Annotated in this window: 21 protein-coding genes and 1 pseudogene; 14 read left to right on the forward strand and 8 right to left on the reverse strand. The window is 62.4% G+C overall.

Annotation, left to right across the window (positions count from 1 at the left end; all coding sequences use genetic code 11):
* Positions 1 to 80 precede the first annotated feature (80 nt).
* Complete coding sequence (locus tag ACSSVH_RS20090; RefSeq protein ID WP_492633640.1) at positions 81 to 1013, reverse strand: iron-sulfur-binding ferredoxin reductase; 933 nt, start codon at positions 1011 to 1013, stop codon at positions 81 to 83.
* Between the two features lie 243 nt (positions 1014 to 1256).
* Here ACSSVH_RS20090 and ACSSVH_RS20095 point away from each other — a divergent pair, with 243 nt between their 5' ends.
* The 4 genes from ACSSVH_RS20095 (at position 1257) to ACSSVH_RS20110 (ending at position 7691) form a co-directional block, all read left to right on the forward strand.
* Positions 1257 to 2780 (forward strand): fumarate hydratase, encoded by a 1524-nt coding sequence (locus ACSSVH_RS20095; RefSeq protein WP_131062231.1) that lies wholly within the window; start codon positions 1257 to 1259, stop codon positions 2778 to 2780.
* Between the two features lie 221 nt (positions 2781 to 3001).
* The gene (locus tag ACSSVH_RS20100; protein ID WP_169954641.1) at positions 3002 to 4768 is read left to right on the forward strand and encodes an ATP-binding protein; all 1767 of its coding nucleotides are present in this window, start codon (positions 3002 to 3004) and stop codon (positions 4766 to 4768) included.
* Positions 4762 to 6096: a sigma-54-dependent transcriptional regulator gene (locus ACSSVH_RS20105; protein WP_169954640.1), complete on the forward strand. Its 1335-nt coding sequence runs from the start codon at positions 4762 to 4764 to the stop codon at positions 6094 to 6096. The genes ACSSVH_RS20100 and ACSSVH_RS20105 overlap by 7 nt, the downstream gene beginning before the upstream one ends.
* Before the next feature lie 275 nt (positions 6097 to 6371).
* Positions 6372 to 7691 (forward strand): MFS transporter, encoded by a 1320-nt coding sequence (locus ACSSVH_RS20110; protein ID WP_169954639.1) that lies wholly within the window; start codon positions 6372 to 6374, stop codon positions 7689 to 7691.
* A gap of 63 nt (positions 7692 to 7754) precedes the next feature.
* Here ACSSVH_RS20110 and ACSSVH_RS20115 read toward each other — a convergent pair whose 3' ends face one another.
* Positions 7755 to 8510 (reverse strand): COG4705 family protein, encoded by a 756-nt coding sequence (locus tag ACSSVH_RS20115; protein WP_169954638.1) that lies wholly within the window; start codon positions 8508 to 8510, stop codon positions 7755 to 7757.
* Positions 8511 to 8706: 196 nt separating this feature from the next.
* On the opposite strand from ACSSVH_RS20115, the gene ACSSVH_RS20120 reads away from it, so the two are divergent.
* Positions 8707 to 9339, forward strand: coding sequence for a flavin reductase family protein (locus tag ACSSVH_RS20120; RefSeq protein WP_170041879.1), 633 nt, complete (start codon positions 8707 to 8709; stop codon positions 9337 to 9339).
* Between the two features lie 163 nt (positions 9340 to 9502).
* Here ACSSVH_RS20120 and ACSSVH_RS20125 read toward each other — a convergent pair whose 3' ends face one another.
* Together ACSSVH_RS20125 and ACSSVH_RS20130 are read right to left on the reverse strand one after the other, a co-directional pair.
* Complete coding sequence (locus ACSSVH_RS20125; RefSeq protein ID WP_169954636.1) at positions 9503 to 9784, reverse strand: hypothetical protein; 282 nt, start codon at positions 9782 to 9784, stop codon at positions 9503 to 9505.
* A gap of 8 nt (positions 9785 to 9792) precedes the next feature.
* Complete coding sequence (locus tag ACSSVH_RS20130) at positions 9793 to 10134, reverse strand: antibiotic biosynthesis monooxygenase family protein (protein ID WP_024077189.1); 342 nt, start codon at positions 10132 to 10134, stop codon at positions 9793 to 9795.
* Between the two features lie 326 nt (positions 10135 to 10460).
* Between ACSSVH_RS20130 and ACSSVH_RS20135 the strand changes: the two genes are divergently transcribed.
* Positions 10461 to 11390: an AraC family transcriptional regulator gene (locus tag ACSSVH_RS20135; RefSeq protein WP_169954634.1), complete on the forward strand. Its 930-nt coding sequence runs from the start codon at positions 10461 to 10463 to the stop codon at positions 11388 to 11390.
* Positions 11391 to 11509: 119 nt separating this feature from the next.
* Here the strand turns inward: ACSSVH_RS20135 and ACSSVH_RS20140 are convergent, their stop codons facing one another.
* The 4 genes from ACSSVH_RS20140 to edd all read right to left on the reverse strand — a co-directional run bounded on the left by ACSSVH_RS20140 (position 11510) and on the right by edd (position 16591).
* On the reverse strand, positions 11510 to 12964 hold the full coding sequence (locus tag ACSSVH_RS20140) for an ATP-binding protein (RefSeq protein WP_172311959.1): 1455 nt from the start codon (positions 12962 to 12964) through the stop codon (positions 11510 to 11512).
* Positions 12954 to 13685, reverse strand: coding sequence for a response regulator (locus tag ACSSVH_RS20145; protein WP_169954632.1), 732 nt, complete (start codon positions 13683 to 13685; stop codon positions 12954 to 12956). The genes ACSSVH_RS20140 and ACSSVH_RS20145 overlap by 11 nt, the downstream gene beginning before the upstream one ends.
* 126 nt (positions 13686 to 13811) lie before the next feature.
* Entirely contained in the window at positions 13812 to 14768 is a 957-nt protein-coding gene (locus ACSSVH_RS20150; RefSeq protein ID WP_169954631.1) for a glucokinase, read from the reverse strand.
* Positions 14765 to 16591, reverse strand: a complete 1827-nt coding sequence (gene edd, locus ACSSVH_RS20155; RefSeq protein WP_170041877.1) for a phosphogluconate dehydratase — start codon at positions 16589 to 16591, stop codon at positions 14765 to 14767. Before edd ends, ACSSVH_RS20150 begins: the two co-directional genes overlap by 4 nt.
* A 221-nt stretch (positions 16592 to 16812) precedes the next feature.
* On the opposite strand from edd, the gene gap reads away from it, so the two are divergent.
* The 8 genes and pseudogenes from gap (at position 16813) to ACSSVH_RS20195 (ending at position 25832) form a co-directional block, all read left to right on the forward strand.
* On the forward strand, positions 16813 to 17814 hold the full coding sequence (gene gap, locus ACSSVH_RS20160) for a type I glyceraldehyde-3-phosphate dehydrogenase (protein WP_492633641.1): 1002 nt from the start codon (positions 16813 to 16815) through the stop codon (positions 17812 to 17814).
* Between the two features lie 189 nt (positions 17815 to 18003).
* The gene (locus ACSSVH_RS20165; protein ID WP_169954629.1) at positions 18004 to 18522 is read left to right on the forward strand and encodes an RNA polymerase sigma factor; all 519 of its coding nucleotides are present in this window, start codon (positions 18004 to 18006) and stop codon (positions 18520 to 18522) included.
* 74 nt (positions 18523 to 18596) lie between these two features.
* On the forward strand, positions 18597 to 19565 hold the full coding sequence (locus tag ACSSVH_RS20170) for a FecR domain-containing protein (protein WP_169954628.1): 969 nt from the start codon (positions 18597 to 18599) through the stop codon (positions 19563 to 19565).
* Between the two features lie 115 nt (positions 19566 to 19680).
* Positions 19681 to 22248, forward strand: a complete 2568-nt coding sequence (locus tag ACSSVH_RS20175; protein ID WP_492633642.1) for a TonB-dependent receptor — start codon at positions 19681 to 19683, stop codon at positions 22246 to 22248.
* A gap of 127 nt (positions 22249 to 22375) precedes the next feature.
* Positions 22376 to 22984 (forward strand): biliverdin-producing heme oxygenase, encoded by a 609-nt coding sequence (locus ACSSVH_RS20180; protein WP_169954626.1) that lies wholly within the window; start codon positions 22376 to 22378, stop codon positions 22982 to 22984.
* 178 nt (positions 22985 to 23162) lie between these two features.
* On the forward strand, positions 23163 to 23567 hold the full coding sequence (locus ACSSVH_RS20185) for a YbaN family protein (RefSeq protein ID WP_170056837.1): 405 nt from the start codon (positions 23163 to 23165) through the stop codon (positions 23565 to 23567).
* A 399-nt stretch (positions 23568 to 23966) separates the two neighbouring features.
* A pseudogene (locus ACSSVH_RS20190) lies at positions 23967 to 24974 on the forward strand (methyl-accepting chemotaxis protein); the annotation flags it as partial.
* Positions 24975 to 25076: 102 nt separating this feature from the next.
* Positions 25077 to 25832, forward strand: coding sequence for a methyl-accepting chemotaxis protein (locus ACSSVH_RS20195; RefSeq protein ID WP_373323108.1), 756 nt, complete (start codon positions 25077 to 25079; stop codon positions 25830 to 25832).
* Positions 25833 to 25845 lie beyond the last annotated feature (13 nt).

Genomic DNA, 25845 nt, shown 5'->3' on the forward strand with positions numbered 1-25845 from the left:
GATTGACTGCAAAGGCCCGCTCCCACATTGCAATGCATTTCAAATGCACACGGTGAGTTCTCGCAGATAGCCATCAGCGCTCAACCACGGGGCAAGAACGCATCGGCCAGCAGTTGATTACGCGGCAAGCCAGCCAGGAACAGGCGCTTGGAAAACGCCTCGACACTGCTGGGGTGCCCGCAGAGCAAGGCCATGGTTTGCCGGGAAACAAGCCGCAGTTGCGCCAAGGCACCGGCCAACTGCGCCGCCGTCCACAGTTCGATGGTGAGGTTGCCGTGGCTGGCGGCAAGCTGGGCCAGAGGCTCGGCCAGATAATGCCCGTCCGTATCATGGGCCAGGTGAATCACGCGGATAGCGCCCTGGTGATCCTGGCGCAGGGCTTCGCGCAACACGCCCCACAGCGGCCCCAGCCCCGTGCCGGATGCCAGCAGCCACAGCGGCCGCGCTTGCCAGTCCGGATCGTAATGCAACGCCCCGCCGCGCAATTCGCCCAGGCGTAATGGGTCACCGGCCTCAAGCCGGCGGGCACGATCGCTGAATTCGCCGGGCAGGCGGCAATCGAGGTGGAACTCCAAAAACGGATCTTCCTGGGGCAGGCTGGCCAGGGAATAAGGCCGCGCCACCGTCCCCGCCCACAACACCAGGTGCTGCCCGGCCCGGTAACGCAGCCCGTGCTGGGGTTGCAGGCGCAGGCGCAACACCGTCGGGTTCAGCCAATCGGCGCTCAGCACCGTTGCCGCCGCGCCGTCGCGCAAGGGGTCAAAGGCCTCGACCTGTACATCGCCTGTGACCTGGCACTGGCAGGCCAGGCGCCAACCGTCCTGGCGCTGGGCCGGGCTCAGCGCGTCGGGCTGCTTGTCCTCGACCTCACCCCGGCAACGCACCAGGCAGGCATGGCAACTGCCCGCGCGGCAACTGTAAGGCACGGCCACACCGGCCTGGTTCAAGGCATCCAGCAGATTGCTGCCGGTGGAGACCGACCACTGGCGTTCGCCGACGTGCAGTTCAGGCATGAAAGGCCTCGAATCAAAATGTGCGATCACTGTAACTGCTTTTTGCAGGAGCCGGCTCCTAGGGTGTTCGGGAGAGTTTGACCATCGTCGGGTGTATCGGCCATCGCGCCGGGTTATACTGCCGCGCCTTTTTAGCGTCGCGCCAGCACTACCCGGCGTGCCTTGGAAAAGGTGGCTTCAGCGACCGATACACCCATCTGAAGCCACCTTTATTGAATGTTCCCTTATAGAGGAGCGCGACTCATGACCGTGATCAAGCAAGACGACCTGATTCAGAGCGTTGCCGACGCCCTGCAATTCATTTCCTACTACCACCCCGTTGACTTCATCCAGGCAATGCACGAAGCCTACCTGCGCGAAGAATCGCCGGCCGCCCGTGACTCCATGGCCCAGATCCTGATCAACTCGCGCATGTGTGCCACCGGCCACCGCCCGATCTGCCAGGACACCGGGATCGTCACCGTGTTCGTACGCGTGGGCATGGATGTACGCTGGGATGGCGCCACCATGGGCCTGGACGACATGATCAACGAAGGCGTGCGTCGCGCCTACAACCTGCCGGAAAACGTGCTGCGTGCCTCGATCCTCGCCGACCCGGCCGGCGCGCGCAAAAACACCAAGGACAACACCCCGGCCGTGATCCACTACTCCATCGTCCCGGGTAACACCGTGGAAGTGGACGTGGCCGCCAAGGGCGGTGGTTCCGAGAACAAGTCGAAAATGGCCATGCTCAACCCGTCCGACTCCATCGTCGACTGGGTGCTCAAGACCGTTCCGACCATGGGTGCCGGCTGGTGCCCACCGGGCATGCTCGGCATCGGCATCGGCGGTACCGCCGAGAAAGCCGCCGTCATGGCCAAGGAAGTGTTGATGGAATCCATCGACATCCACGAGCTGAAAAAGCGCGGCCCGTCCAACCGTATCGAAGAGATGCGCCTGGAGCTGTTCGAGAAGGTCAACCAACTGGGGATCGGCGCCCAGGGCCTGGGTGGCCTGACCACCGTGCTCGACGTGAAGATCATGGATTACCCGACCCACGCCGCTTCGCTGCCGGTGTGCATGATCCCCAACTGCGCCGCCACCCGTCACGCGCACTTCGTGCTCGACGGTTCCGGTCCGGCCTCGCTCGAAGCGCCGCCGCTGGACGCCTACCCGGAAATTGTCTGGGAAGCCGGCCCGTCGGCCCGCCGCGTCAATCTCGACACCCTGACCCCGGAAGACGTGCAAAGCTGGAAACCGGGAGAAACCGTACTGCTCAACGGCAAGATGCTCACCGGTCGCGACGCGGCGCACAAGCGCATGGTCGAGATGCTGAACAAGGGTGAAACCCTGCCGGTAGACCTCAAGGGTCGTTTCATCTACTACGTCGGCCCGGTAGATCCGGTGCGCGAAGAAGTGGTTGGCCCGGCTGGCCCGACCACCGCCACGCGGATGGACAAGTTCACCCGCCAGATCCTCGAGCAGACTGGCCTGTTGGGCATGATCGGCAAATCCGAGCGCGGCCCGACCGCCATCGAAGCGATCAAGGACCACAAGGCCGTGTACCTGATGGCAGTCGGCGGTGCGGCCTACCTGGTGGCGCAAGCCATCAAGAAGTCGCGCGTGGTGGCCTTCGCCGAACTGGGCATGGAAGCGATCTACGAGTTCGACGTCAAGGACATGCCGGTCACTGTTGCGGTCGACAGCAAGGGCGAGTCGGTCCACATCACAGGTCCCGCCATCTGGCAGCAAAAGATCAGTGAAAGCCTGGCGGTAGAAGTGCAGTAAGCACGTCCCCGCAAGGATAAAAGGCGACTGTGGCCCCATGCCACAGTCGCCTTTTTTATGACCGGCGATTTTGTGGGAGCGGGCTTGCCCGCGATGCAGGCACTGCGGTCTGGCAGCAGAACGCGTCGATGCAATCGCGGGCAAGCCCGCTCCCACAAGTACTGCGCTCGTCCTGCTGCATGTTATGGTGCTCGCCCCCTACTGCAGCTGTTCATTCTCGTATGATCGCGATCCCTCGCCCATTGCGTTTGACCTTCTACTCCCTGCTGATTATTGCCGGTGCCGTCCTGGCCGCCGCAGTCGCCATGCGCCAGGCGGAACGCCAGTCCCTGGTGGACGATGCCGGCCGTGCGAACCAGCAACTGGCGCTGTATGCCAACTCCTTGCACACCTTGATCGAACGCTACCGCGCCCTGCCCGCCGTGCTGGCCCTGGATTCGGAAATGATCCGCGCCCTGAAAGGCCCGCTGGATCCGGCGACCCAGGAGGTGCTCAACCACAAACTGGAGCGCATCAACGGTGCGGCGCAGTCATCGACCCTGGAACTGATGGACCGCACCGGCCTGGCGGTGGCCGCCAGCAACTGGCGCCTGCCCAGCAGTTATGTCGGCCATAACTATGCGTTCCGCCCCTATTTCAGCCAGACCCGCAGCCAGGGCACCGGGCGTTTTTATGCGGTGGGGGTGACCACCGGGATTCCGGGGTACTTCCTTTCCAGCGCGGTGGTGGATGAGCAGGAGCAGTTCATCGGCGCCATGGTGGTGAAACTGGAGTTTCCGGAGCTGGAGCGCGGATGGGCCCAGGGCGACGACCTGTTGCTGGTCAGCGATGCCCGGGGCATCGTGTTTATCGCCAATAAACCCGGATGGCGTTACCGCAACCTGCGCCCACTGTCGGCCAACGATCTGGCCGAACTCAAGGCCACGCGCCAATACGACAAGAAGCAATTGCAGCCCCTGGACACCCAGACCTTGCAGCGTTTTGACGAGAACAGTCATCTGGTGCGCGTGGCCGGGCCCGAAGGCAACGCCAACTACATCTGGGAGTCCCTGCCCCTCAAAGCCGAAGGCTGGACCCTGCACCTGCTGCGCAAACCCCAGGTGGCCTTTGAAGACCAACGCAACGCCGGCCTCGCCGCAGCGGGCCTGTGGTTGACCCTGGTGTTCCTGGTGCTGTTCCTCAGCCAGCGCTGGCGCCTGGCCCGCTTGCGCCAGCGCAGCCGCGAAGAGCTGGAGCGCCTGGTGGAAGAACGCACCCGCGCCTTGCGCACCGCCCAGGATGGCTTGGTGCAATCGGCCAAGCTGGCGGCGCTGGGACAGATGTCTGCGGCCCTGGCCCATGAAATCAACCAGCCGCTGACCACCCAGCGCATGCAACTGGCTACCTTGCGCCTGCTGCTCGATCACGGGCGCATCGATGACGCCTACCAGGCGCTGACGCCATTGGACGACATGCTCACTCGCATGGCCGCCCTTACCGGCCACCTCAAGACCTTCGCCCGCAAAAGCCCCAGCGGCCTGCGCGAACGCCTGGACCTGGCAACCGTGGTCGACCAGTCCCTGCACTTGCTCGACGCACGCCTGCGCGACGAAGCCATCGGCACCGTGCTCGACCTGACTCGCCCGGCCTGGGTACGCGGCGATGCCATTCGCCTGGAGCAAGTGCTGATCAACTTGTTGCGCAATGCCCTGGATGCCATGGCCGACAAACCGCGCAAGCGCCTGGAAATCCGCCTGCATGCCGATCAACAACTGTGGCACCTGAGCGTCAGCGACAGCGGCGGCGGCATTGCCGAGGAACACCTGAACAACGTGTTCGACCCGTTCTTCACCACCAAGCCGGTGGGTGACGGGCTCGGGCTCGGGTTGGCGGTGTCCTACGCTATCGTGCATGAACTGGGCGGACGCCTGAGTGCGGCCAATCAGGGCGACGGCGCCGTCTTCACCCTGACCCTGCCCATCGCGCTGGAGGCGCCGGACCTATGCTGAACGCGGTGATCGTGGTTGATGACGAGGCCAGCATCCGCACGGCCGTGGAACAGTGGCTGAACCTCTCCGGGTTCGCGGTGCAGTTGTTCAGCCGCGCCGAGGACTGCCTGGCCCACCTGCCCAGGGACTTTCCCGGGGTGATTCTCAGCGATGTGCGCATGCCGGGCCTCAGCGGCCTGGAGCTGCTGGCCGAAGTACAACGGCGCGATGCCGACCTGCCGGTGATCCTCCTAACCGGCCATGGCGATGTGCCGATGGCCGTCGAAGCCATGCGCGACGGTGCCTACGACTTTCTGGAAAAGCCCTTCAGCCCCGACGCCCTGCTCGCCAGCCTGCGCCGGGCCCTGGACAAGCGCGGGCTGATCCTGGAGAACCGCCGCCTGCACCAACAGGCCGATCATCGCGCCCAACTGGAGTCGAGCCTGCTGGGGGTGTCGCGCAGCCTGCAGAACTTGCGCCGCCAGGTGCTGGACCTCGCCGCCTTGCCGGTCAACGTGCTGATCCGTGGCGAGACCGGCAGCGGCAAGGAACTGGTCGCCCGCTGCCTGCATGACTTCGGGCCACGGGCCAAAAAACCTTTTGTCGCGCTCAACTGTGCAGCGATTCCCGAGCAATTGTTTGAAGCCGAACTGTTCGGCCATGAAAGCGGCGCTTTCACCGGCGCCCAGGGCAAGCGCATCGGTAAGCTGGAGTACGCCGACGGCGGTACGCTGTTTCTCGATGAGATCGAAAGCATGCCCCTGGCCCAGCAGGTGAAGCTGCTGCGGGTGTTGCAGGAACAGAAGCTGGAGCGCCTGGGCTCGAACCAGAGCATCAAGGTCGACCTGCGCATCATTGCCGCGACCAAGCCCGACCTGCTGGACGAAGCCCGCGCCGGACGTTTTCGCGAAGACCTGGCCTACCGCCTGACCGTGGCGCAACTGCGCCTGCCGCCGCTGCGTGAGCGCCGCGAAGATATCCCGCTGCTGTTCGACCACTTCACCCAGAGCGCCGCCGAACGCCTGGGCCGTGAGGCCGCGCCCCTCAGCGGGCCGCAATTGGGGCGGCTGCTCAGCCATGACTGGCCGGGCAACGTGCGCGAACTGGCCAACGTTGCCGAACGCCAGGTGCTGGGCCTCGGCGAGCCGGAGCCGGAAGGCATCGAGGCCGGGCAATCCCTGGCGGCCCAGCAGGAAGCGTTCGAAGCCCATTGCCTGAAAGCTGCGCTGACCCGGCACAAGGGCGATATCAAGGCGGTGCTGGCCGAGCTGCAACTGCCACGGCGGACCTTCAATGAAAAGCTGCAGCGCCATGGGCTGACCCGGGAAATGTTTCTGTCGCCCGATTGAGAAGGCCCCTTAGGGCCTCATCGCAGGCAAGCCAGCTCCCACATTTTGATTTGCGAATACATTCAAGTGTGGGAGCTGGCTTGCCTGCGATGAGGACAGCCGCCATAAGCGGATTTCCGCTCATCACCAAAAAACCATCAGCGGCTTTCCGCTCAAAAAAATCCCGCAACCCTTCTAGACCGGGCCTCCCCCTGCTTGGCACAGCTCCTGCTATAGCTGCAACCAGGCTGCGCTGACGCGCGCTCCACAAAAACAATGACATGAAGGATCCTTCAATGGATAACTCCAATTCCCTGCCTCTGGGGTCGGCGGCTGCGCCGGCGCAAGAACGCACCACTTCCAGCCGTATCAAGTCGATCTTCAGCGGATCGGTCGGCAACATGGTCGAGTGGTATGACTGGTACGTCTACGCCGCTTTCTCGCTGTACTTCGCCAAAGCCTTCTTCCCAAAAGGCGACACCACCGCCCAACTGCTCAACACCGCCGCGATTTTTGCCGTGGGCTTTTTGATGCGCCCGATTGGCGGCTGGCTGATGGGCCTCTACGCCGACCGCGCAGGCCGTAAAGCCGCGTTGATGGCGTCGGTGCTGCTGATGTGCTTCGGCTCGCTGATCATCGCCCTGAGCCCCGGTTATGAAACCATCGGGGTCGGCGCGCCGATCCTGCTGGTGTTCGCCCGCTTGCTGCAAGGCCTGTCGGTAGGTGGCGAATACGGCACCTCGGCCACCTACCTGAGTGAAATGGCGACCAAGGAACGTCGCGGCTTCTTCTCCAGCTTCCAGTACGTGACCCTGATCTCCGGCCAGCTCATCGCGTTGGCGGTACTGATCGTGCTGCAACAGCTCCTCACCACTGAAGAGTTGTATGCCTGGGGCTGGCGTATCCCGTTCGCCATCGGCGCCCTGTGCGCGGTGGTGGCCCTGTACCTGCGACGTGGCATGGAAGAAACCGAGTCGTTCACTAAGAAGGAAAAAGCCAAGGAAAGCGCGATGCGCACCTTGATGCGCCACCCCAAGGAACTGATGACCGTGGTCGGCCTGACCATGGGCGGCACCCTGGCCTTCTACACCTACACCACCTACATGCAGAAGTACCTGGTGAACACCGTCGGCATGAGCATCTCCGACTCCACCACCATCTCTGCGGCCACGCTGTTCCTGTTCATGTGCCTGCAACCGATTGTCGGCGGCCTGTCCGACAAGGTCGGTCGCCGGCCGATCCTGATCGCCTTCGGCATCCTCGGCACCCTGTTCACCGTGCCGATCCTCACCACCCTGCACACTGTCCAGACCTGGTGGGGCGCGTTCTTCCTGATCATGGCGGCGCTGATCATCGTCAGCGGCTACACCTCGATCAACGCCGTGGTGAAGGCCGAGTTGTTCCCCACCGAAATCCGTGCGCTGGGTGTAGGCCTGCCTTACGCACTGACCGTGTCGATCTTCGGCGGCACCGCCGAATACATCGCGCTGTGGTTCAAGAGCATCGGCATGGAAACCGGCTACTACTGGTACGTCACCGCGTGTATTGCCGTATCGCTGTTGGTCTACATCACCATGAAAGACACCCGCAAGCATTCGCGGATCACCACGGACTAAGCGTTCGCCAGGTGTAGAAAAGGGGCCATGTCATGCAAATGACATGGCCCCTTTTTTATCCCGTCAGGACAGCTCTGCCAGCGGCTGGCGGTTATCCCGGCGCTGTACATACCAGGCACCGGCGATCATCACCAGCAGCACCGCCGCCAGCACCGCCGATGAGCCGACAGTGCCAAAGTCCAGGCCGCCCTTTTCATGGGGTTTGGTCAGGAAGTCCCCGAGGGTCGCGCCAAAGGGCCGGGTCAACACAAACGCTACCCAGAACAACACCACCGACGAAACCGTCGTGCAGTATTTGAGCGCCACCACCAGCAGGATGCTCGCGCCGATCAACATCGCACCGCCAGCAAAGCCCAGGCCCGAGTCGTCGGCCAGGAAGTCCCCCAGGGCCGTGCCCAGGGTGTTGGAGAGCAGGATTGCCACCCAGTAGAACAGCTCGCCGCGCGGGGTCTGCACCTTGTTCACGTTCAGCGAATTGCCGCTCAGGTGCCAGAGGGCGAACACCATCAGTAACAGGACAATCAGGATCATCGAACCGGAGGCGTACCCCAGGCCCAGGGTACGGTCCATAAAATCGGACATGGTGGTGCCCGCCGTGCTCGTCGACAGGATCACGATCCAGTACAGCACCGGGTTGTAGGTTTTCGACCATAACTGCGTCAGCAACGTGATGAGGAACACGCTGAGCAGGATCATCGAACTGATGGCGTAGCCGACATTCAGGGTCATCGACAACAAGTCCCCGGCGGTTTCGCCAAGGGTGGTCGCACAGATCTTCATGACCCAGAACGCCAGGGTAATCTGAGGTAGTTTGTTCATTGTGCAGAAGGCTCCAGAGTTCAGTCTCGAAAGGCCGACTCATGGGGGGGTATCGACCTGGCGTGCAGACTGGCCGTGCAGCTGTGAAAAATAGGTGGGCGATGGATGAAAATTCCATAGGGCAGCGCCAATCCGGTGGAAATCCTGCCCTTGGGCCTGCACTATTGCGCTTTCCCCGCCGCAGGAACCGCCGTCCATGCCTGACGATATCCATTTCTATGAACCCGCCAACGGCCACGGCCTGCCCCATGACCCGTTCAACGCCATCGTCGGCCCGCGCCCGATTGGCTGGATTTCGTCCCAGGACCGCGAAGGCCGCCTGAACCTGGCGCCCTACAGTTTTTTCAATGCCTTCAACTACATCCCGCCGATCATTGGTTTTTCCAGTGTCGGGCGTAAAGACAGCCTGAATAACATCGAACAGACCGGCGAGTTTGTCTGGAACCTGGCCACGCGCCCGCTGGCCGAGCAGATGAACCAGAGCTGCGCCGCCGTGTCGCCAGAGGTCAACGAGTTTGAACTGGCCGGGCTGACGCCAGTGGCGTCCAAGGTGATTGCCGTGCCACGGGTCGGCGAAAGCCCGGTGTCGTTCGAGTGCAAGGTCACGCAGATCATTCAGTTGCAGCGGGCCGACAAGGAGCTGGTGCCCAGTTGGCTGGTACTTGGCGAAGTGGTCGCGGTGCACATCGCCAAATGGCTGCTCAAGGATGGGGTGTACGACACCGCAGCGGCTGAGCCGATTCTGCGGGGCGGCGGCCCGGCGGATTATTTCCAGCTGGGGCCGCAAGCGCTGTTCAAGATGTACCGACCAGGTGCTACCAAACCCTGATTGGATGCAATGCAGTCAAAAATGTGGGAGCGGGCTTGTGTGGGAGCGGGCTTGCTCGCGAAAGCGGTGGATCAGTTCCAAATTGGCTGGCTGACATGACGCTTTCGCGAGCAAGCCCGCTCCCACACAAAGCCCGCTCCCACAATTGGGTCGGTGGTGTTCTTTAGTTTGCTGCAGTTGCCCAGGCCAACTGGCCCTCTTCATCGATAGCGATCAAGCGCTCCAATTGCTGGGCCGCCGCATCGTCGGCGTCGTCGGCAGTCTTGAACAGTTGGCCATCGAGGATCTTGTGAAAGCGCGGTGCGCTCATGCCGTCCAGTGCCTTGACGGCGATGGCGGCGCTATAGCCACCCTGGTCTTCGCGTACAAGGGCGGAAACAGCTTCGTGGTGGGCAAACTCTTTACGTGCCATGTTGCAGGTCCTGGCCAATGGAAAGTCGGCCATTCTAAACCTTAACCTGCCAGTTGCAGGTACTCGCCGTAGGCATTGGCGGCGGATGCGTCGGTGAAGGTCTGGAAGTCCATGCTGCGCACGACCATATCGTTCAACAGCTCGGTAAACAGCATCAGGGCCGGCGAGCTGAAATAAGCGCTCATCGCCTGTTCGCTGCTCCAGAAACCTGAAACCAGCCATACATCGGGGTCAACCTGGGAGTGCTGCAACGAGAATTGCAGGCAACCCTGAGCCTGGCGGCCCGGTTCGATCAAACTGCTCAAGCGTGCACCCAGTTCGGTGCTGCACCCGCTGCGGGCGCGAATAAAGGCCATATGGCTCGCGGGAATGGGGGTGGACATGTTCGACTCTCCCGTTGAGAAGTGATGCTCGGCAAGCACTGTGGGGGCGTGTTGCCACAGGGTCAAAGATACGGGCGCAGGCCCCAGCGCGGTTAGTCGATTCCTGCCGGCTTATTGCACAATCCTGCCAGAAGCGTAGACCCAGGGTTTGGCGTCAGGCTTTATTGCAGGGGTTGGCGCCTTGTTTCAGGCAGATGACAGGCTGTGTGCTTGCCTGATTGAAGACGCGCCGCAGGATCAGGCAAGGATTGTGCAGAATCGACATAACGCTGCTGCACCGCCACCGCTAAGCTGTGCCCATCAAAGAAGCATGCAGAGGACGCCCCATGTCGTCGCCCGAACAGCAGTCCATTCCCCTCGATGCCGAGATGGAAAAACAGCGCGCCGAACTGGCCAGCATTGTGCACCGGCATACCTGGGAAGACGGTTCCTACGGCACAGCGATCACCTCGCTGTACCTGAACCGCCACAACACGCCACGCGACTTCATGCCGGTGCTGGTGGAACCTGCGCTGTGCATTCTCGCCAACGGCAGCAAGGAAGTGCGCCTGGCCGACGAAATTTTTGCCTACGACCCCCTCAACTACCTGGTGTTCTCGGTCGCGATGCCGGTGGCCGGGCGAGTCATCGACGCCACGGTCGAAGACCCCAACCTGTCGGTGCGCATCAATATCGACCCGGCGCAACTGACCGCCCTGATTGCCGAAGCCGGGCCGATGGGCGTGCCCACGCGCCCGACCGCACGCGGCATGTATGTCGACCGGATCGACAGCCAGTTGCTCGACGCCGTATTGCGCCTGGCACGCCTGCTGGATACGCCCAAAGATATCGCGATGTTGGCGCCATTGATCAATCGCGAGATTCTCTACCGACTACTGCGTGGGCCACAGGGCTATCGCCTGTACGAAATTGCCGTGGCCAATAGCCAGAGCCATCGGGTCAGCCGGGCGATCACCTGGTTGAACGGCAACTATGAACAACCGCTGCGCATCGATGATCTGGCCAAGGAAGTGAATCTCAGCGTGTCGACCCTGCACCACCGCTTCAAGGCCATCACCGCCATGAGCCCGTTGCAGTACCAGAAGCAGTTGCGCTTGCAGGAGGCCCGGCGCCTGATGATCGCCGAAGGCCTGGAAGCCTCGGCGGCGGGGTATCGGGTGGGGTATGAGAGCCCGTCGCAGTTCAGCCGGGAATACAGCCGGTTGTTTGGCGCGCCGCCGTTGCGCGACTTGGCCAGGCTACGCCAGAGCATCTGACCCAACGCCCGTCTGTAGGAGCTGGCTTGCCAGCGATTGCGGTAGGTCAGGTACTGCAAATGTGACTGATGTATCGCTATCGCTGGCAAGCCAGCTCCTACAGGGTGACGCGGTGTTGTTTAGTCCAGGGTCCGGGGCAGTTGCAAGGTCACCCGTAGGCCACCTTCACGCAAATTTTGCAGGCTGACTTCACCGCCATGGCTGTGGGCGATATTGCGTGCAATCCCCAGCCCCAGGCCATAACCCTGTTGCTGCCCGGCCAGGCGAAAGTGCGGTTCGAAGACCTGCTCCAGACGCTGCTCCGGCACCCCGGGGCCCTCGTCATCCACATGCAGGATAAACTGCGCGCCATCGTCCTCGATACGCAGATGGGCGTTCTGCCCGTACTTCAGGGCGTTATCGATCAGGTTGCCAATGCAGCGCTTGAGCGCCAGCGGCTTGCCCGGATAGGCCGTCAACGCCCGGCCATGCTGGGTCACCCGGCCATTGCCGTTGGGCGCAAGATACGGTTCCACCAGGCAGTCGAGCACATGGTTGAGGTCCACCGGCTCGATGTTCTCGTGGATGTCGGTGTCCTTGACGCACTGCAACGCGCCCTTGACCAGCAGTTCCAGCTCATCCAGGTCGCGGCCGAACTTGGCTTGCAGCTTTTCGTCTTCCAGCAATTCTACCCGCAGCCGCAGGCGTGTGATGGGGGTGCGCAGGTCGTGGGAAATTGCACTGAACAACTGGCTGCGTTCAGTCAGGTAGCGGCTGATCCGCTCGCGCATGGCATTGAACGCACGGCCCACTTCCACCACTTCGCTGCCGCCACCTTCGGCCACCGGTTCCACGTCGGCGCCCAGGGACAGGTCCCGCGCCGCCCGCGCCAGGCGCTTGAGCGGCCGGCTCTGCCAATGCACCAGCAAGCCGATAAACAGCAACAGAAAGCCACTGGTCAGCACGATAAACCACACCTGCTGGGAAGGCAGGCCCTGTTCTTCGAGGCTGGTGTAGGGCTCGGGCAACAACGAGGCGATATACAGCCATTCGCCGACGCCCAACTCGATCTGCGTCACCAGTACCGGCGGGTTGACCGGCTCCAGGGTCAGGGCGTAATGCGCCCAGGAGCGTGGCAATTCATCGAGTTTCAGGCCGGCATTGAAGATGCGCAGGTCTTCGGCACTGACAAACTCCACCGAAAAATGCACGTCACTGCCCAGGGTCTGGCGCAGCACTTCGTCCACCGCGCCGAGCACCGCCTGTTTGCGCGGGGTTTGCGGCAAGATCTGCATATCCAGCGGCTTGTCGTTGAGTGTCACCACAAAACGCGTGCCACCCATGCTGCGCAACTGGTCGAGCACCAGCGGCCGATAAGCCACCGGCAGCGAACGGAAATAGCTAACGCTGGCGGTCATCGAATGGGCCAGGCTGCGGGCGCTGGTGACCAGGCCTTCAAGCTGGGTGGCGCGCAGTTGCGAGACCCAGATCACGCTGGATAACGCCTGGGCAAACAGCACCGCCAACAGGGTCAGCAGTAGCATGCGCCCCAGCAATGAACGCGGGACCGGAATGCGCCGGCGTTCAGTGGGCATTGCTGGCAACCACACTGGCCGCCAGTTGGTAACCGCTGCCGCGCACGGTGCGGATCAGCCGTGGAGGTTTCTCGGTATCACGCAGGCGTTGTCGCAGGCGGCTGACAGCCATGTCGACAATACGGTCGAGGGGCATCAGGTCACGGCCACGGGTGGCGTTGCCAATGGTGTCGCGATCAAGAATTTGCTGTGGGTGATCGAGGAACAGCTTGAGCAGGGCAAAGTCGGCACCGGACAGGATGACTTCCTCGCCATCAACGTGAAACAGCCGATGGCTGATCATGTCCAACCGCCACTCATCGAACACCAGCACATCGCCGCCCGTACGCTCCTGGCCAAATTGGCAGCGGCGCAACAGGGCCTTGATGCGCGCCTGCAACTCCCGCGGGCTGAAGGGTTTGCCGATGTAATCGTCGGCGCCCAGTTCCAGGCCGATGACCCGGTCGGCTTCGTCGGAGCTGGCAGTGAGCATGATGATCGGCACCTGGGCCTGGCGCGGGTGCTGGCGCACCCAGCGGCAGAGGCTGAAGCCGTCTTCGTCGGGCAGCATCACATCGAGGATCACCAGGTCGCATGGGGCCTCGTCCATGGCCTGGCGGAACCCCGCGCCATTGGGCACGCCCCGCACCTGAAAGCCGGCGCGACTGAGGTAGGTTTGCAGCAACTCGCGGATTTCCTCGTCGTCGTCGACCAGGAGAATGGATTTACTGATTACGCTCACGGGGGCCTCCTTGTTGTTATGGGGTGCTCTCTAGGGCCCCATCGCGGGCAGGCCCGCTCCCAGATTTTGATTTGTGAACACAATCAAATGTGGGAGCGGGCCTGCCCGCGATAAGGCCATCACTGCCTACGCAAATGCCTGCTCCAATGCCACGCCCGCCCCGGTCAACCCGGAATACGGCGCCGTCACCAACCACACCGGGATACCTTTGAAGTAGTCGCTCATGCAGCCTTTGTCCGCAAAGCTCTTGGCAAAACCACTGTTGATAAAGAACTCGGCAAACCGCGGGATCACCCCGCCCACGATATACACACCACCCCGGGCACCGGTGGTCAGCACGTTATTGCCGGCCACGCGGCCCAGCCAGATGCTGAACTGGTCCAGGACCTCCATCGCCACCGGATCGCCAGCCAGGCCCGCAGCGGTAATCGCCTCCGGGGTTTGCAATACCGCCGGGTGGCCGTCCACCGCGCAGATCGCCCGGTACAAGCGGGGCAAACCGCCGCCGCTCAGGGCCGTCTCGGCGCTGACATGCCCGATTTCGTTGTAGATGTGCTGCCACAACTGGGTTTCCCGTGGGCTGCTCAGGGGCAGGTCGACATGCCCGCCCTCCCCCGGCAACGCAGCCCAGCGGCCGGCGCCCAGGTCGAGCAGAGTGCCCACACCCAGCCCCGTGCCCGGGCCGATCACCACCGCCGGGCGCCACGGCTCCGGTGTGCCGGCGCAGACCACGCGGTATTCATCAGGCTGCAGGCGAGTCATGCCCAGGGCCATGGCCGAGAAATCATTGACCAGCAACAGTTCGTCCACTTGCAGCGCCTTGCAGAACGCGGTCTTGCTCAGGCGCCAGTGGTTGTTGGTGAACTTGAACTCGTCACCACTCACCGGCCCCGCCACCGACAGGCACACCGCGCCGATGGACCCCGGCGCCAAACCTTCCTCGGCGAGGTAGACCTGGATCGCCTCCTCGGGGCTGGCGTGATCCGCCGTGGCCAGCACCCGGATCGAATGCAGTGCCTGGTCCCGCCACAACGCAAACCGGGCGTTGGTACCGCCAATATCACCAACCAGCGCAAGCTTCACTTGAGTGTCTCCAGGGCAGAGGTAAAGGCGCTGGCGCCCTGCTCTGCGGAGCTTGCGGCCAGGCGCATAAATGCAAACAGCTCGCGACCGGCCCCCACGTTATTGTCCAACAGGCCCGTGGCAGGCGCGCGCGCTGCAAATTCTTCGGCGTCCACCTTAAGCTCCAGGGTGCCTTTGACGCCATCGACGCGAATGATATCGCCATCCTTGACCCGCGCCAGCGCGCCACCACGCTGGGCTTCGGGGCTGACGTGAATCGCGGCGGGGATTTTACCCGAGGCGCCAGACATACGCCCGTCTGTCACCAATGCGACTTTGAAACCTCGGTCCTGGAGCACGCCGAGGAACGGCGTCATCTTGTGCAATTCCGGCATGCCATTAGAGCGCGGGCCCTGGAAGCGCATCACCGCGACAAAATCCTTCTCCAACTGGCCAGCCTTGAACGCATCGGCCAGGTCCTGCTGGTCCTGGAACACCACGGCTGGCGCTTCGACGATTTGATGTTCGAGGGCCACCGCCGAGACTTTCATCACCCCACGGCCGAGGTTGCCTTCCATCACCCGCAACCCGCCCTCCGGGGAGAAGGCCCGGGCTACCGGGCGCAGGATGCTTTCGTCGAGGCTTTCGATCGGGCCTTCGCGCCAGATCAGTTCGCCGTCCACCAGGAACGGTTCGCGGGTGTAGCGGCTCAAGCCATGGCCGGCGACGGTGTTGACGTCTTCGTGGAGCAGGCCGGCTTCCAGCAGCTCGCGGATCAGGAACGACATGCCGCCCGCCGCCTGGAAGTGGTTGATGTCGGCCTTGCCGTTCGGGTAGACGTGGGACAGGGTCGGCACCACTTCCGAGAGGTCGGCCATGTCCTGCCAGGTGAGGATGATGCCCGCCGCCATGGCGATGGCCGGCATATGCAGGGTGTGGTTGGTCGAGCCGCCGGTGGCGTTGAGGGCGACGATGGAGTTGACCAGGGATTTTTCGTCGACGATCTCGCCAATCGGCGTGAAGTTGCCGTTGGCCTTGGTCAGGCGCGTGACCTGGTGCGCGGCCTCACGGGTCAGCGCATCACGCAGCGGTGTGTACGGGTTGACGAACGAGGCGCCCGGCAAGTGCAGGCCCATCACTTCCATCAGCAACTGGTTGGTATTGGCGGTGCCGTAGAAGGTGCAGGTGCCGGGGCTGTGGTAGGACTTCATCTCCGATTCCAGCAGCTCTTCGCGGCTGGCCTTGCCTTCGGCGTAGCGCTGGCGCACATCGGCCTTCTGCTTGTTGGAGATGCCCGACGGCATCGGCCCACCGGGCACGAAGATCATCGGCAGGTGGCCATAGCGCAGGGCCCCCATCATCAGGCCGGGGACGATCTTGTCGCAGATCCCCAGCATCAGCGCGGCGTCGAACATGTTGTGGGACAGCGCTACCGCCGTGGACATGGCAATCACTTCACGGCTCAGCAGGCTCAACTCCATGCCCGGCTCGCCCTGGGTCACGCCGTCGCACATGGCCGGGGTGCCGCCGGCGAACTGGCCGACCGAGCCGACTTCGCGCAGGGCTTTTTTGATCTGTTCCGGGAAATGTTCGTACGGCTGGTGCGCCGAGAGCATGTCGTTATATGACGAAACAATTGCCACGTTGGCGGCATTCATCATGCGCAGGCTGTTTTTGTCTTCAGTGCCGCAGCCGGCCACGCCGTGGGCAAAGTTGGCGCATTGCAGCTTGCCGCGCATCGGCCCGTCGCTGGCCGCGCCGCGAATCAGCGCAAGGTACGCCTCACGGGTTGCCCGGCTGCGGGCGATAAGGCGTTCGGTGACCTCAAGTACGCGGGGATGCATGTGTAGAACTCCAGGCTAACGGATGTGGCGACCTGAGTGTCTATGCTGGTCAAAAGCCCGCCGCGAAGAGGTTGGCAGGGAGTTACTTGACCAATCGGACCAGTTGATTCAGGTCACTCGTTGTAGATTGAACAAAATATTGCCACTAAAAAGGCTTGTTTTCTATTTTTATGCGAATAATCTTGTAATTCTTACAACAAATCGACGACAGGCGCTTTCAAATGACTCTTCGAATTGCAATCAATGGTTTTGGCCGCATTGGCCGCAACGTCCTGCGCGCACTTTATACCCAAGGCTACCGTCAGGATTTGCAGATCGTCGCCATCAATGACCTGGGCGACAGTTCGATCAATGCCCACCTGCTCAAATACGACACCGTCCATGGCACTTTCGATGCAGAGGTCGCTCACGATCAGGAAAGCCTGACCGTCAATGGCGACCGGATTGCCGTGAGTGCCATTCGCAACCCCGCCGACCTGCCGTGGGCTGCACACAAGATCGACGTGGTGTTCGAATGCACCGGCCTGTTCACCGACCGTGACAAGGCCGCCGCCCATATTAGCGCCGGCGCGCGCAAGGTGATCATCTCGGCCCCGGCCAAGGGCGCGGATGCCACCGTGGTCTACGGGGTCAACCATGACATTTTGCGCCAATCCCACCAGATCATCTCCAACGCCTCCTGCACCACCAACTGCCTGGCGCCGGTGGCCCAGGTGCTGCATCGCGAGCTGGGTATCGAAAGCGGCCTGATGACCACCATTCATGCCTACACCAACGACCAGAACCTGACCGACGTCTACCACACCGACCCGTACCGCGCCCGTTCGGCCACGCAGAACATGATCCCGAGCAAGACCGGCGCTGCCGAAGCGGTGGGCCTGGTGCTGCCGGAACTGGCAGGCAAGCTGACCGGCATGGCGGTGCGGGTGCCGGTGATCAACGTGTCGCTGGTGGACCTGACCGTGCAACTGAAAAAAGAAGCCACGGCCGATGAGGTCAACGCGCTGCTCAAAGAAGCCAGCCAGCACTCGAAAATCCTCGGCTACAACACCCTGCCGCTGATTTCCAGCGACTTCAACCATAACCCGCTGTCGTCGATCTTCGACGCCAACCACACCAAGTCCAGCGGCAAGCTGCTCAAGGTATTGGCCTGGTACGACAACGAATGGGGCTTCTCCAACCGTATGCTGGATAACTGCCTGGCGCTGTGTAACGCCGAGTAACCCCCCCCCCTGTGGGAGCGGGCTTGCTCGCGAATGCGGTGGGTCAGTAATGAATGTATTGACTGACCCACCGCATTCGCGAGCAAGCCCGCTCCCACATTTGTCTTGCGTGGGTTCAGAGAAATAGCCACTTGCCATTTGCGCTGATGATAAGCATTATCATTAACTGCCAATCGGTCCGGTATCACTGTGAGCCTATCTCGCTTCAATCAAGTCTTCCTCACCCAACGGGTGGTGCTACTGCGCACCTTGCAGCGGATGGTGAATAACCACAGCACCGCCGAGGACCTGTTGCAGGAAACCTACCTGCGCGTCACACGGGCCCTCAGCGAACGACCGATTGATCACCTCGAGCCTTTCGTGTTCCAGACCGCGCGCAACCTGGCCCTGGATCATCTGCGCTCGCGTCGGATCCAGTCCCGCACCTTGCAGGAAGATGTCCCGATGGATGTCCTGCAAAGCGTCGCCTCGCCAGTCACCACGCCCGAAGACGCCGCCCACGCCGAGCAATTGCTGGAGCACCTGAGCGTCAGCCTCGGGCAGTTGAGCGCTCGCCAGCAGCAGATCTTTATCCTCAGCCGCCTGCACGGTTGCAGCTACCAGGAGATTGCCGACCAGTTGCAGGTGTCCTTGAGCACCGTGCAAAAGGAACTGAAATTGATCATGGCCATCTGCATAGGTGTGGCCGAACGGCTCGATCACCCTTAAGCTTTGTCGGGACAAGCCGACAGCAATGTCACAAAAGCTATTGAATAAAACGTGGCGAAGACCCGAGGAACACCGTGACGGACCCGAACAAACTGCACCCCCATGAGCTGGCTCATGAGGTGTTGCAACATGCGGCCATGGACCAAGCCCTCGACTGGCTGATCGCTTTGCAGTGCCCGCAGCCTGGCCAGCAAGCCGAGTTCCAGGCCTGGCTGGATGCCGACCCGAGTCACGCCCAAGCCTTCGCCAAAGCCCAGGCCGCCTGGGGCGGTGCGCCGGTACACAGCGCCGCCGTGGCCCTGAATGCGCCGCGCAAGCCCAGCGCCTGGCGGCGCATCAAGCCGCACTGGAAGCCCTTGGCCACGGCGGCGGTGTTGCTGCTGGGGCTGTTCAGCTTCAGCAACCTGCCGGTGCGCCTGCAGGCCGATCATTTGACCGTGGTCGGTGAACGCCAGCGCCTGCAACTGGATGACGGCTCCAAGGTGCTGCTCAACACCAACTCGGCGTTTTCCAGCACCATCGACGAGCATCAGCGCATCGCCCGCCTGTATCAGGGCGAGGCGTTTTTTGAAGTCGCGGCCAACCGTGGCCTGCCCCTGCAGATCGACGCCGGCCCGGTGCGCGCCAGCGTCAGCGATACGGCGTTTGCCGTGCGCTATCTCAACGGTGAGGCGCAGGTGCAAGTACAACGCGGGGATGTCGACCTGAGCACCACCTTCGGCAACAACCGGGTGCGCCTGAGTGCCGGCGAGAGCATTCGCGTCGGCCCCAAGGGTTTCGGCCAACCGGCCAAGCTCGATGCCACCAAGGAACTGGCATGGGTCCAGGGCCGGCTGGTCTTTGAAAACTGCCCGATGAGCGAGGTGCTGGCAGAGCTGCGGCGCTATTACCCGGGCTGGATCGTCAATACCAACGAGCAACTGGCCAGCGTCGCCGTGACCGGTAATTACCGTCTGGACCAACCGCTGGACGTGGTGCGTTCCCTGGCCCACATCACCTCGGCCAAACTCTCGGAGTTCCCTGCGCTAGTGATTCTCAACTGAGAATAATTATTTTTACTCGATAGCCACCGCTGGTACGTCTCGTCTTAGCCAATGCAACTGATTCCTATTTGATTCAGGCTCGCAACTATAAGACTCGTCCCTCGGAGCGCTCTCGATGTCCTCTCGTTTCAACCGCCGGTCCTCTTCGCCTACGCTGTGCCTGCTGACCGCCGCCATCCTGCTGGCGGGCAGCCCGGTCCTCACGGCCACTGCCGCCGAACCCGCGGCGCGCAGCCACGCCAACTACACCTTCAGCATCGAGCAGCAATCCCTGGTCTCGGCACTCAACGCCTTTACCGCCGTCACCGGCTGGCAGATCGGCCTGCCCGCCGAACTGGGCCAAGGGGTTTCCTCCCCTGGCGTGCGCGGCTCGCTGACCCCGGAAAAAGCCCTGGACCGGCTGTTGGTGGGGACCAACCTGAACTACCGCAAACTGGGCAATAACAACATCGTCCTGGAAAAGCGCACGGCGGGTAGCGCTCTCACCCTGCAACAAATGACCATCAGCGCCACCCGTACGGAACAGGCGGTCGATAGCGTGCCCAGCACCGTCAGCGTGCATGAACGCGAGGAGCTGGACCGCCAGAACGTCAACACCATCCGCGAACTGGTGCGCTACGAGCCGGGCGTCTCGGTCGGTGGCGCCGGCACCCGCTCCGGTAATTCCGGCTACAACATTCGCGGCATCGACGGCGACCGCATCCTCACCCAGGTGGACGGTGTAGAGGTGCCGGACAACTTCTTCAACGGCCCGTACGCCAAGACCCGCCGCAACTATGTCGACCCGGAAATCGTCAAGCGCGTCGAGATTATCCGCGGCCCGGCCTCGGCCCTGTACGGCAGCAGCGCCATCGGCGGCGCCGTCAGCTACTTCACCCTCGACCCGGACGACATCATCAAACCCGGCCAGGATGTGGGCGCGCGCCTGAAGACCGGCTACAGCTCGGCGGACGAAAGCTGGCTGACCTCCGGCACCGTCGCCGGGCGGGTGCAGGACTTCGACGGCTTGCTGCACCTGAGCCAGCGCAATGGCCACGAGATGGAGTCCTACAACGGCAACAACGCCACCGGCCTGGCCCGCACCGGCGCCAACCCGGAAGACGTGCGCACCACCAACGTGCTGGCCAAGCTGGGTTGGAACTACGGCGAAGACAACCGCCTGGGCCTGACCTACGAGAAGTACAAGGACGACCGCGACATCAACCAGAAAAGCGCGGTAGGCGGGATTTTCCTCGAAGGCCAGGGCATGAATATGTACCGTGACCGTCGCGGTAACGACACCATCACCCGCGAGCGCTTTGGCCTGGAAAACAAGTTTTCCCTCGACTCGCCGATTGCCGATCACATCAAGACCAGCCTCAACTACCAGATCGCCAAGACCGACCAGGCCACCAGCGAAATCTATCAGGCCGGCCGCCGCGTGCTGCGGACCCGCGACACCCTCTACGAAGAAAAGCAGTGGGTGTTCGACGCGCAGTTGGACAAGGCCTTCGTCATCGGCGACACCGATCACTTGCTGACCTACGGCACCACGATCAAGCAGCAGAAAGTCACCGGTTCGCGCGAAGGTGCGGCGACCTGCCTGGCTGTAGGCGCGGGCTGCACGGCCATTGGCGCACCGAGCCCAACCCCTGCCGACAGCGTGAAAAAAGCCAGCGACTTCCCCGATCCGACCATCAACAGCTACGCGCTGTTCGCCCAGGATCAGATCAGTTGGAATGACTGGACCTTCCTGCCGAGCGTGCGCTACGACTACATCCAGCTCAAACCCAAGCTGACCGAAGAGTTCCTCAATACCACCGACCCGGACCGCAAGTTCCCCCACGACGACTCGAACAAAACCTGGCATCGTTTCTCGCCAAAACTGGGCGTGACCTACGCACTGACCGAGCAATACACCTGGTTTGGCCAGTACGCCGAAGGTTTCCGTACGCCATCAGCCAAAGCGCTGTATGGCCGTTTTGAAAACCTGGGCGAAGGCTACGTCGTCGAGCCCAACTCGAACCTCAAGCCGGAAACCAGCAAGAGCTACGAAACCGGGATCCGTGGCAACTTCGACGCAGGCAATTTCGACGTCGCGGTGTTCTATAACAAGTACCGCGACTTCATCGACGAGGACAACGCCGCGCTGGGCCCAACCGGCACCATCTTCCAGCCAGGCAACATCAAGCGTGCCACCATCAAGGGCATGGAGGTCAAAGGGCGCTTGAACCTGGACGCCTTCGGCGCACCGCAAGGCCTGTATACCAAGGGCGCGATTGCCTACGCCCACGGGCGCAACGACGAAACCGGCCAGCCGCTGAACAGCGTCAACCCGCTCAAGGGTGTGTTCGGCCTGGGCTACGACCAGGACACCTACGGTGCGCTGGTCAGCTGGACCCTGGTCAAGAAACAGAACCGGGTCGACAGCGCCACGTTCTTTACCCCGACCGGCATCAAGGCCAATGGCCCGTTCAAGACCCCGGGCTTTGGCATCGTCGACCTGACCGGCTTCTACAAAGTCACCGACGATCTGACCGTCAACGGCGGCCTGTACAACCTGACCGACAAGAAATACTGGAACTGGGATGACGTGCGCAGCTACGACGGTGTGGGCGAAGCCGGCGTGACGTCGCCAGCCAGCCTGGACCGCCTGACCCAGCCAGGACGCAACTTTGCGATCAACCTGATCTGGGACATCTGACCCATGCAGCCCCACCTCGCCGGTTTTATCGCCGCCGGGGTGAGGATTTTTTACTGTGACGCGTCTTCTTGTTCGTCTAGTAATAACAGCCTGGCAACAAGGCGCTTTTCCTTCTCAAGGACATCCAATGACCGCTTCCACTACCGCAGAACGCGCAAGCCTGCGCTCCCAGCGCCTGAACCAGATCACCAACGAGCCGCACACCAAGCTCGATGCCCTGGTCAAGGCTCACGCCCCGTTTGAAACCCAGGCCAACTTCGCCCGTTTCGTGGTGGCGCAGTACCTGTTCCAATCGGAACTGGTGGCGCTGTACAACGATCCCGAGCTGATCAAGCTGGTGCCGGACCTGGCCGAGCGCTGCCGCGCCGAAGCCGCCAAGCTGGACCTGGCCGACCTGGAAACCGAAGTACCCGCCCCTGTGGCCGGTGCCGTGCAGAACCCGAGCAAGGCCCAGGCCCTGGGCTGGCTGTTCGTGTCCGAAGGTTCCAAGCTGGGCGCAGCGTTCCTGATCAAGCGTGCCGTCGGCCTGGGCCTGAGCGAAACCTTCGGTGCCCGTCACCTGGGCGAGCCAGCCGGTGGTCGTGCAGAAGGCTGGAAGAGCTTCACCCGCACCCTCGACAGCCTGGAACTGAGCGCCGAAGAAGAAGCCGCAGCAGAAAAAGGTGCCGTGGATGCGTTTGTACGCTTCACCGTGTTGCTGGAACAGGCGTACGCTAGCGCCCCAGAACTGGCCTGATCGCGCTGCTGGAATGCAATGAATGTGAGAGCGGGGTTGTGTGGGAGCGGGCTTGCCTGCGATAGCATCGCCTCGGTCTAGCTGATACACCGCAGCGTCTGCATCGCAGGCAAGCCAGCTCCCACATGTTGATCGCGCTCCATTTTCAGATTTTTCGAAACCCTGACAAATCGTACCTATGACAGCCCCCGCCCAATCCTCCTCCAAACTCGCCCGAATCCTGTTCGGCCTGCTGGCCTATGTCAGCCTGGGGATCGGCTTGATCGCGATTGTCGTGCCGGGCCTGCCCACCACCGAATTCATCCTGCTGGCCGCCTGGGCCGCCACCAAGAGCTCGCCGCGCCTGAGCGCCTGGCTGGAAAACCACCGGCTGTTCGGGCCGATCCTGTTCAACTGGCGCAATGGCAAGATCATCGCCCGTCGAGCCAAGGTCAGCGCCACCGTGAGCATGTTGCTGTGTGCCGGCCTGATGCTGGTGATGCTCGATCACGGCTGGCCGATCTACCTGGCCATCGCCGGTATGAGCCTGGGTAACCTGTGGATCTGGTCACGCCCCGAACGCCTGGCGCGAACCGCTGCCTGAGCGCCCTACCGCTCATCGCCTATTCCTCATGAATTACCCGTCGGTGCCGATGTTCCGGGCATAGCGCCGAATGGACTTGGCCGTTGCCCTGCTTGCACACCAACAAGTCCAATCGCGAGTAAGCCCATGTTCGACACCCTCTCCATCCGCTTGAAAATCGTGCTGCTGTCCGGTCTCTGCCTGTTGGGGGTGATTGCGCTGATTGTCAGCCTGAATATCTACCAGTCCAACCAGAACGACCAACTGGTCAGCGCGTCCAGCTCGCGCATGCTCACCGCCAGCGTGGAGAACCTGCTCCAGGCCAGGGCCGCCGAGCAGGCCGTGCAGGTGCAGAAAGCCTTCGGCGAGAGCCTGTTGGTGGTCACCGCCCTCGCCGACCAGGTCAAGGACCTGCGCAACATGGCCGCCAAGCGTTCGCTGGAAGCGGCCACCGTGCGCGAGGAACTCAACCAGCGGATCAAGACTGCGTTCGAGCGCAATACCAAGGTGCTGGGGATCTGGTTGTCGTTTGAACCCAACGGCCTGGATGGCAAGGACAGCGAATTTATCGACGACAAGCTGCGCGCCTCCAACGAGGCCGGGCGGTTCTCCAGCTACTGGAGCCGTGCCGGTGGCGAAGGGCTGAACACCGTGATGGTGGAAGCGGACCTGACCAAGACCACCCTCAACCTCAGCGGTACGCCCTACAATATCTGGTACACCTGCCCACGGGATACCCGCAACGTCTGCCTGCTGGACCCATACGCCGATGAAGTCGCCGGCAAGTCGATGCTGATGACCACCATCTCCCTGCCGCTGCTGGCCGACGGCAAGGTCATTGGGGTGATCGGCGTCGACATTGCGCTGGATGCCCTGCAAGCGGCGGCCAATACCGCGCAAAAAGAGCTGTTTGACGGCGCCGGGATCATGGAAATCCTCTCCAGCAGTGGCCTGATTGCCAGCTACAGCGGCGAGCCGGACAAGGTCGGCAAGAGCATCGTCGATGTGCTCGGCGCCGAAGGCAAAGAGATCGTGCAACTGCTGGCCAGTGACACGCGCAAGGTCCGCGAGCAGGACGATACGATTCGCGCGGTGTATCCGGTCAAGCCGATTGCCGATGCCAAGCCTTGGGGCGTGGTGATCAAACTGCCCAAGGACGTGCTGCTGGCCGACTCGGTCAAGCTGCAAGGGGTGCTCGACGAGGCCCAGGCCCGTGGCACGCTGCAAGCGCTGTTGGTCGGCGCCGTAGCCGGCCTGCTGGGCCTGCTGCTGATGTGGCTGACCGCTACCGGCGTGACCCGCCCGATCAACAGCGTGGCGGCGATGCTCAAGGACATTGCCAGCGGCGACGGCGACCTGACCCAACGCCTGGCCTACACGAAAAAAGACGAACTGGGGGAGCTGGTCAGTTGGTTCAACCGCTTCCTCGACAAACTGCAACCGACCATCGCCCAGATCAAGCAGAGCATCACCGAAGCCCGCGGCACCGCCGACCAGTCCTCGGAAATCGCCCGCCAGACCAGCGAAGGCATGCAGGTACAGTTCCGCGAGATCGACCAGGTGGCAACCGCCTCCAACGAGATGAGCGCCACCGCCCATGATGTGGCCAACAGCGCCTCAAACGCGGCCAGTGCAGCGCGCGGCGCCGATCAATCGGCCCGCGAAGGCCTGGCGATTATCGAGCGCAGCACCCGCGATATCACCACCCTCGCCGAAGAAGTCAGCAAGGCGGTGACTGAAGTCGAAGCCCTGGCGGTCAACAGTGAGCAGATCGGCTCGGTGCTGGAGGTGATCCGCAGCATTGCCGAGCAGACCAACCTGCTGGCCCTCAATGCCGCGATTGAAGCCGCGCGCGCCGGGGAAAGCGGGCGGGGGTTTGCGGTAGTGGCGGACGAGGTACGTAACCTGGCGCGGCGCACCCAGGATTCGGTGGAAGAAATCCGCCTGGTGATCGAACGCATCCAGAGTGCGACCCGTGGGGTGGTGACCACCATGCATTCGAGCCAGAGCCAGGCACAGAACAACGCCGGGCAGATCCAGCAGGCGGTCCAGGCCCTGGGCAAGATCAGCGATGCGGTGACGGTGATCAGCGACATGAACCTGCAAATCGCCAGCGCCGCCGAAGAACAGAGCGCCGTGGCCGAAGAGGTCAACCGCAACGTTTCGGCGATCCGTACCGTGACCGAGACGTTGACTGGCCAGGCCACTGAATCAGCGGCGATCAGCAGCCAATTGAATGCATTGGCCAATCAGCAGATGAAACTGATGGATCAGTTCCGGGTGTAAGCCCAGGTCCTGA

Source organism: Pseudomonas sp. HC1(2025) (assembly GCF_058742075.1).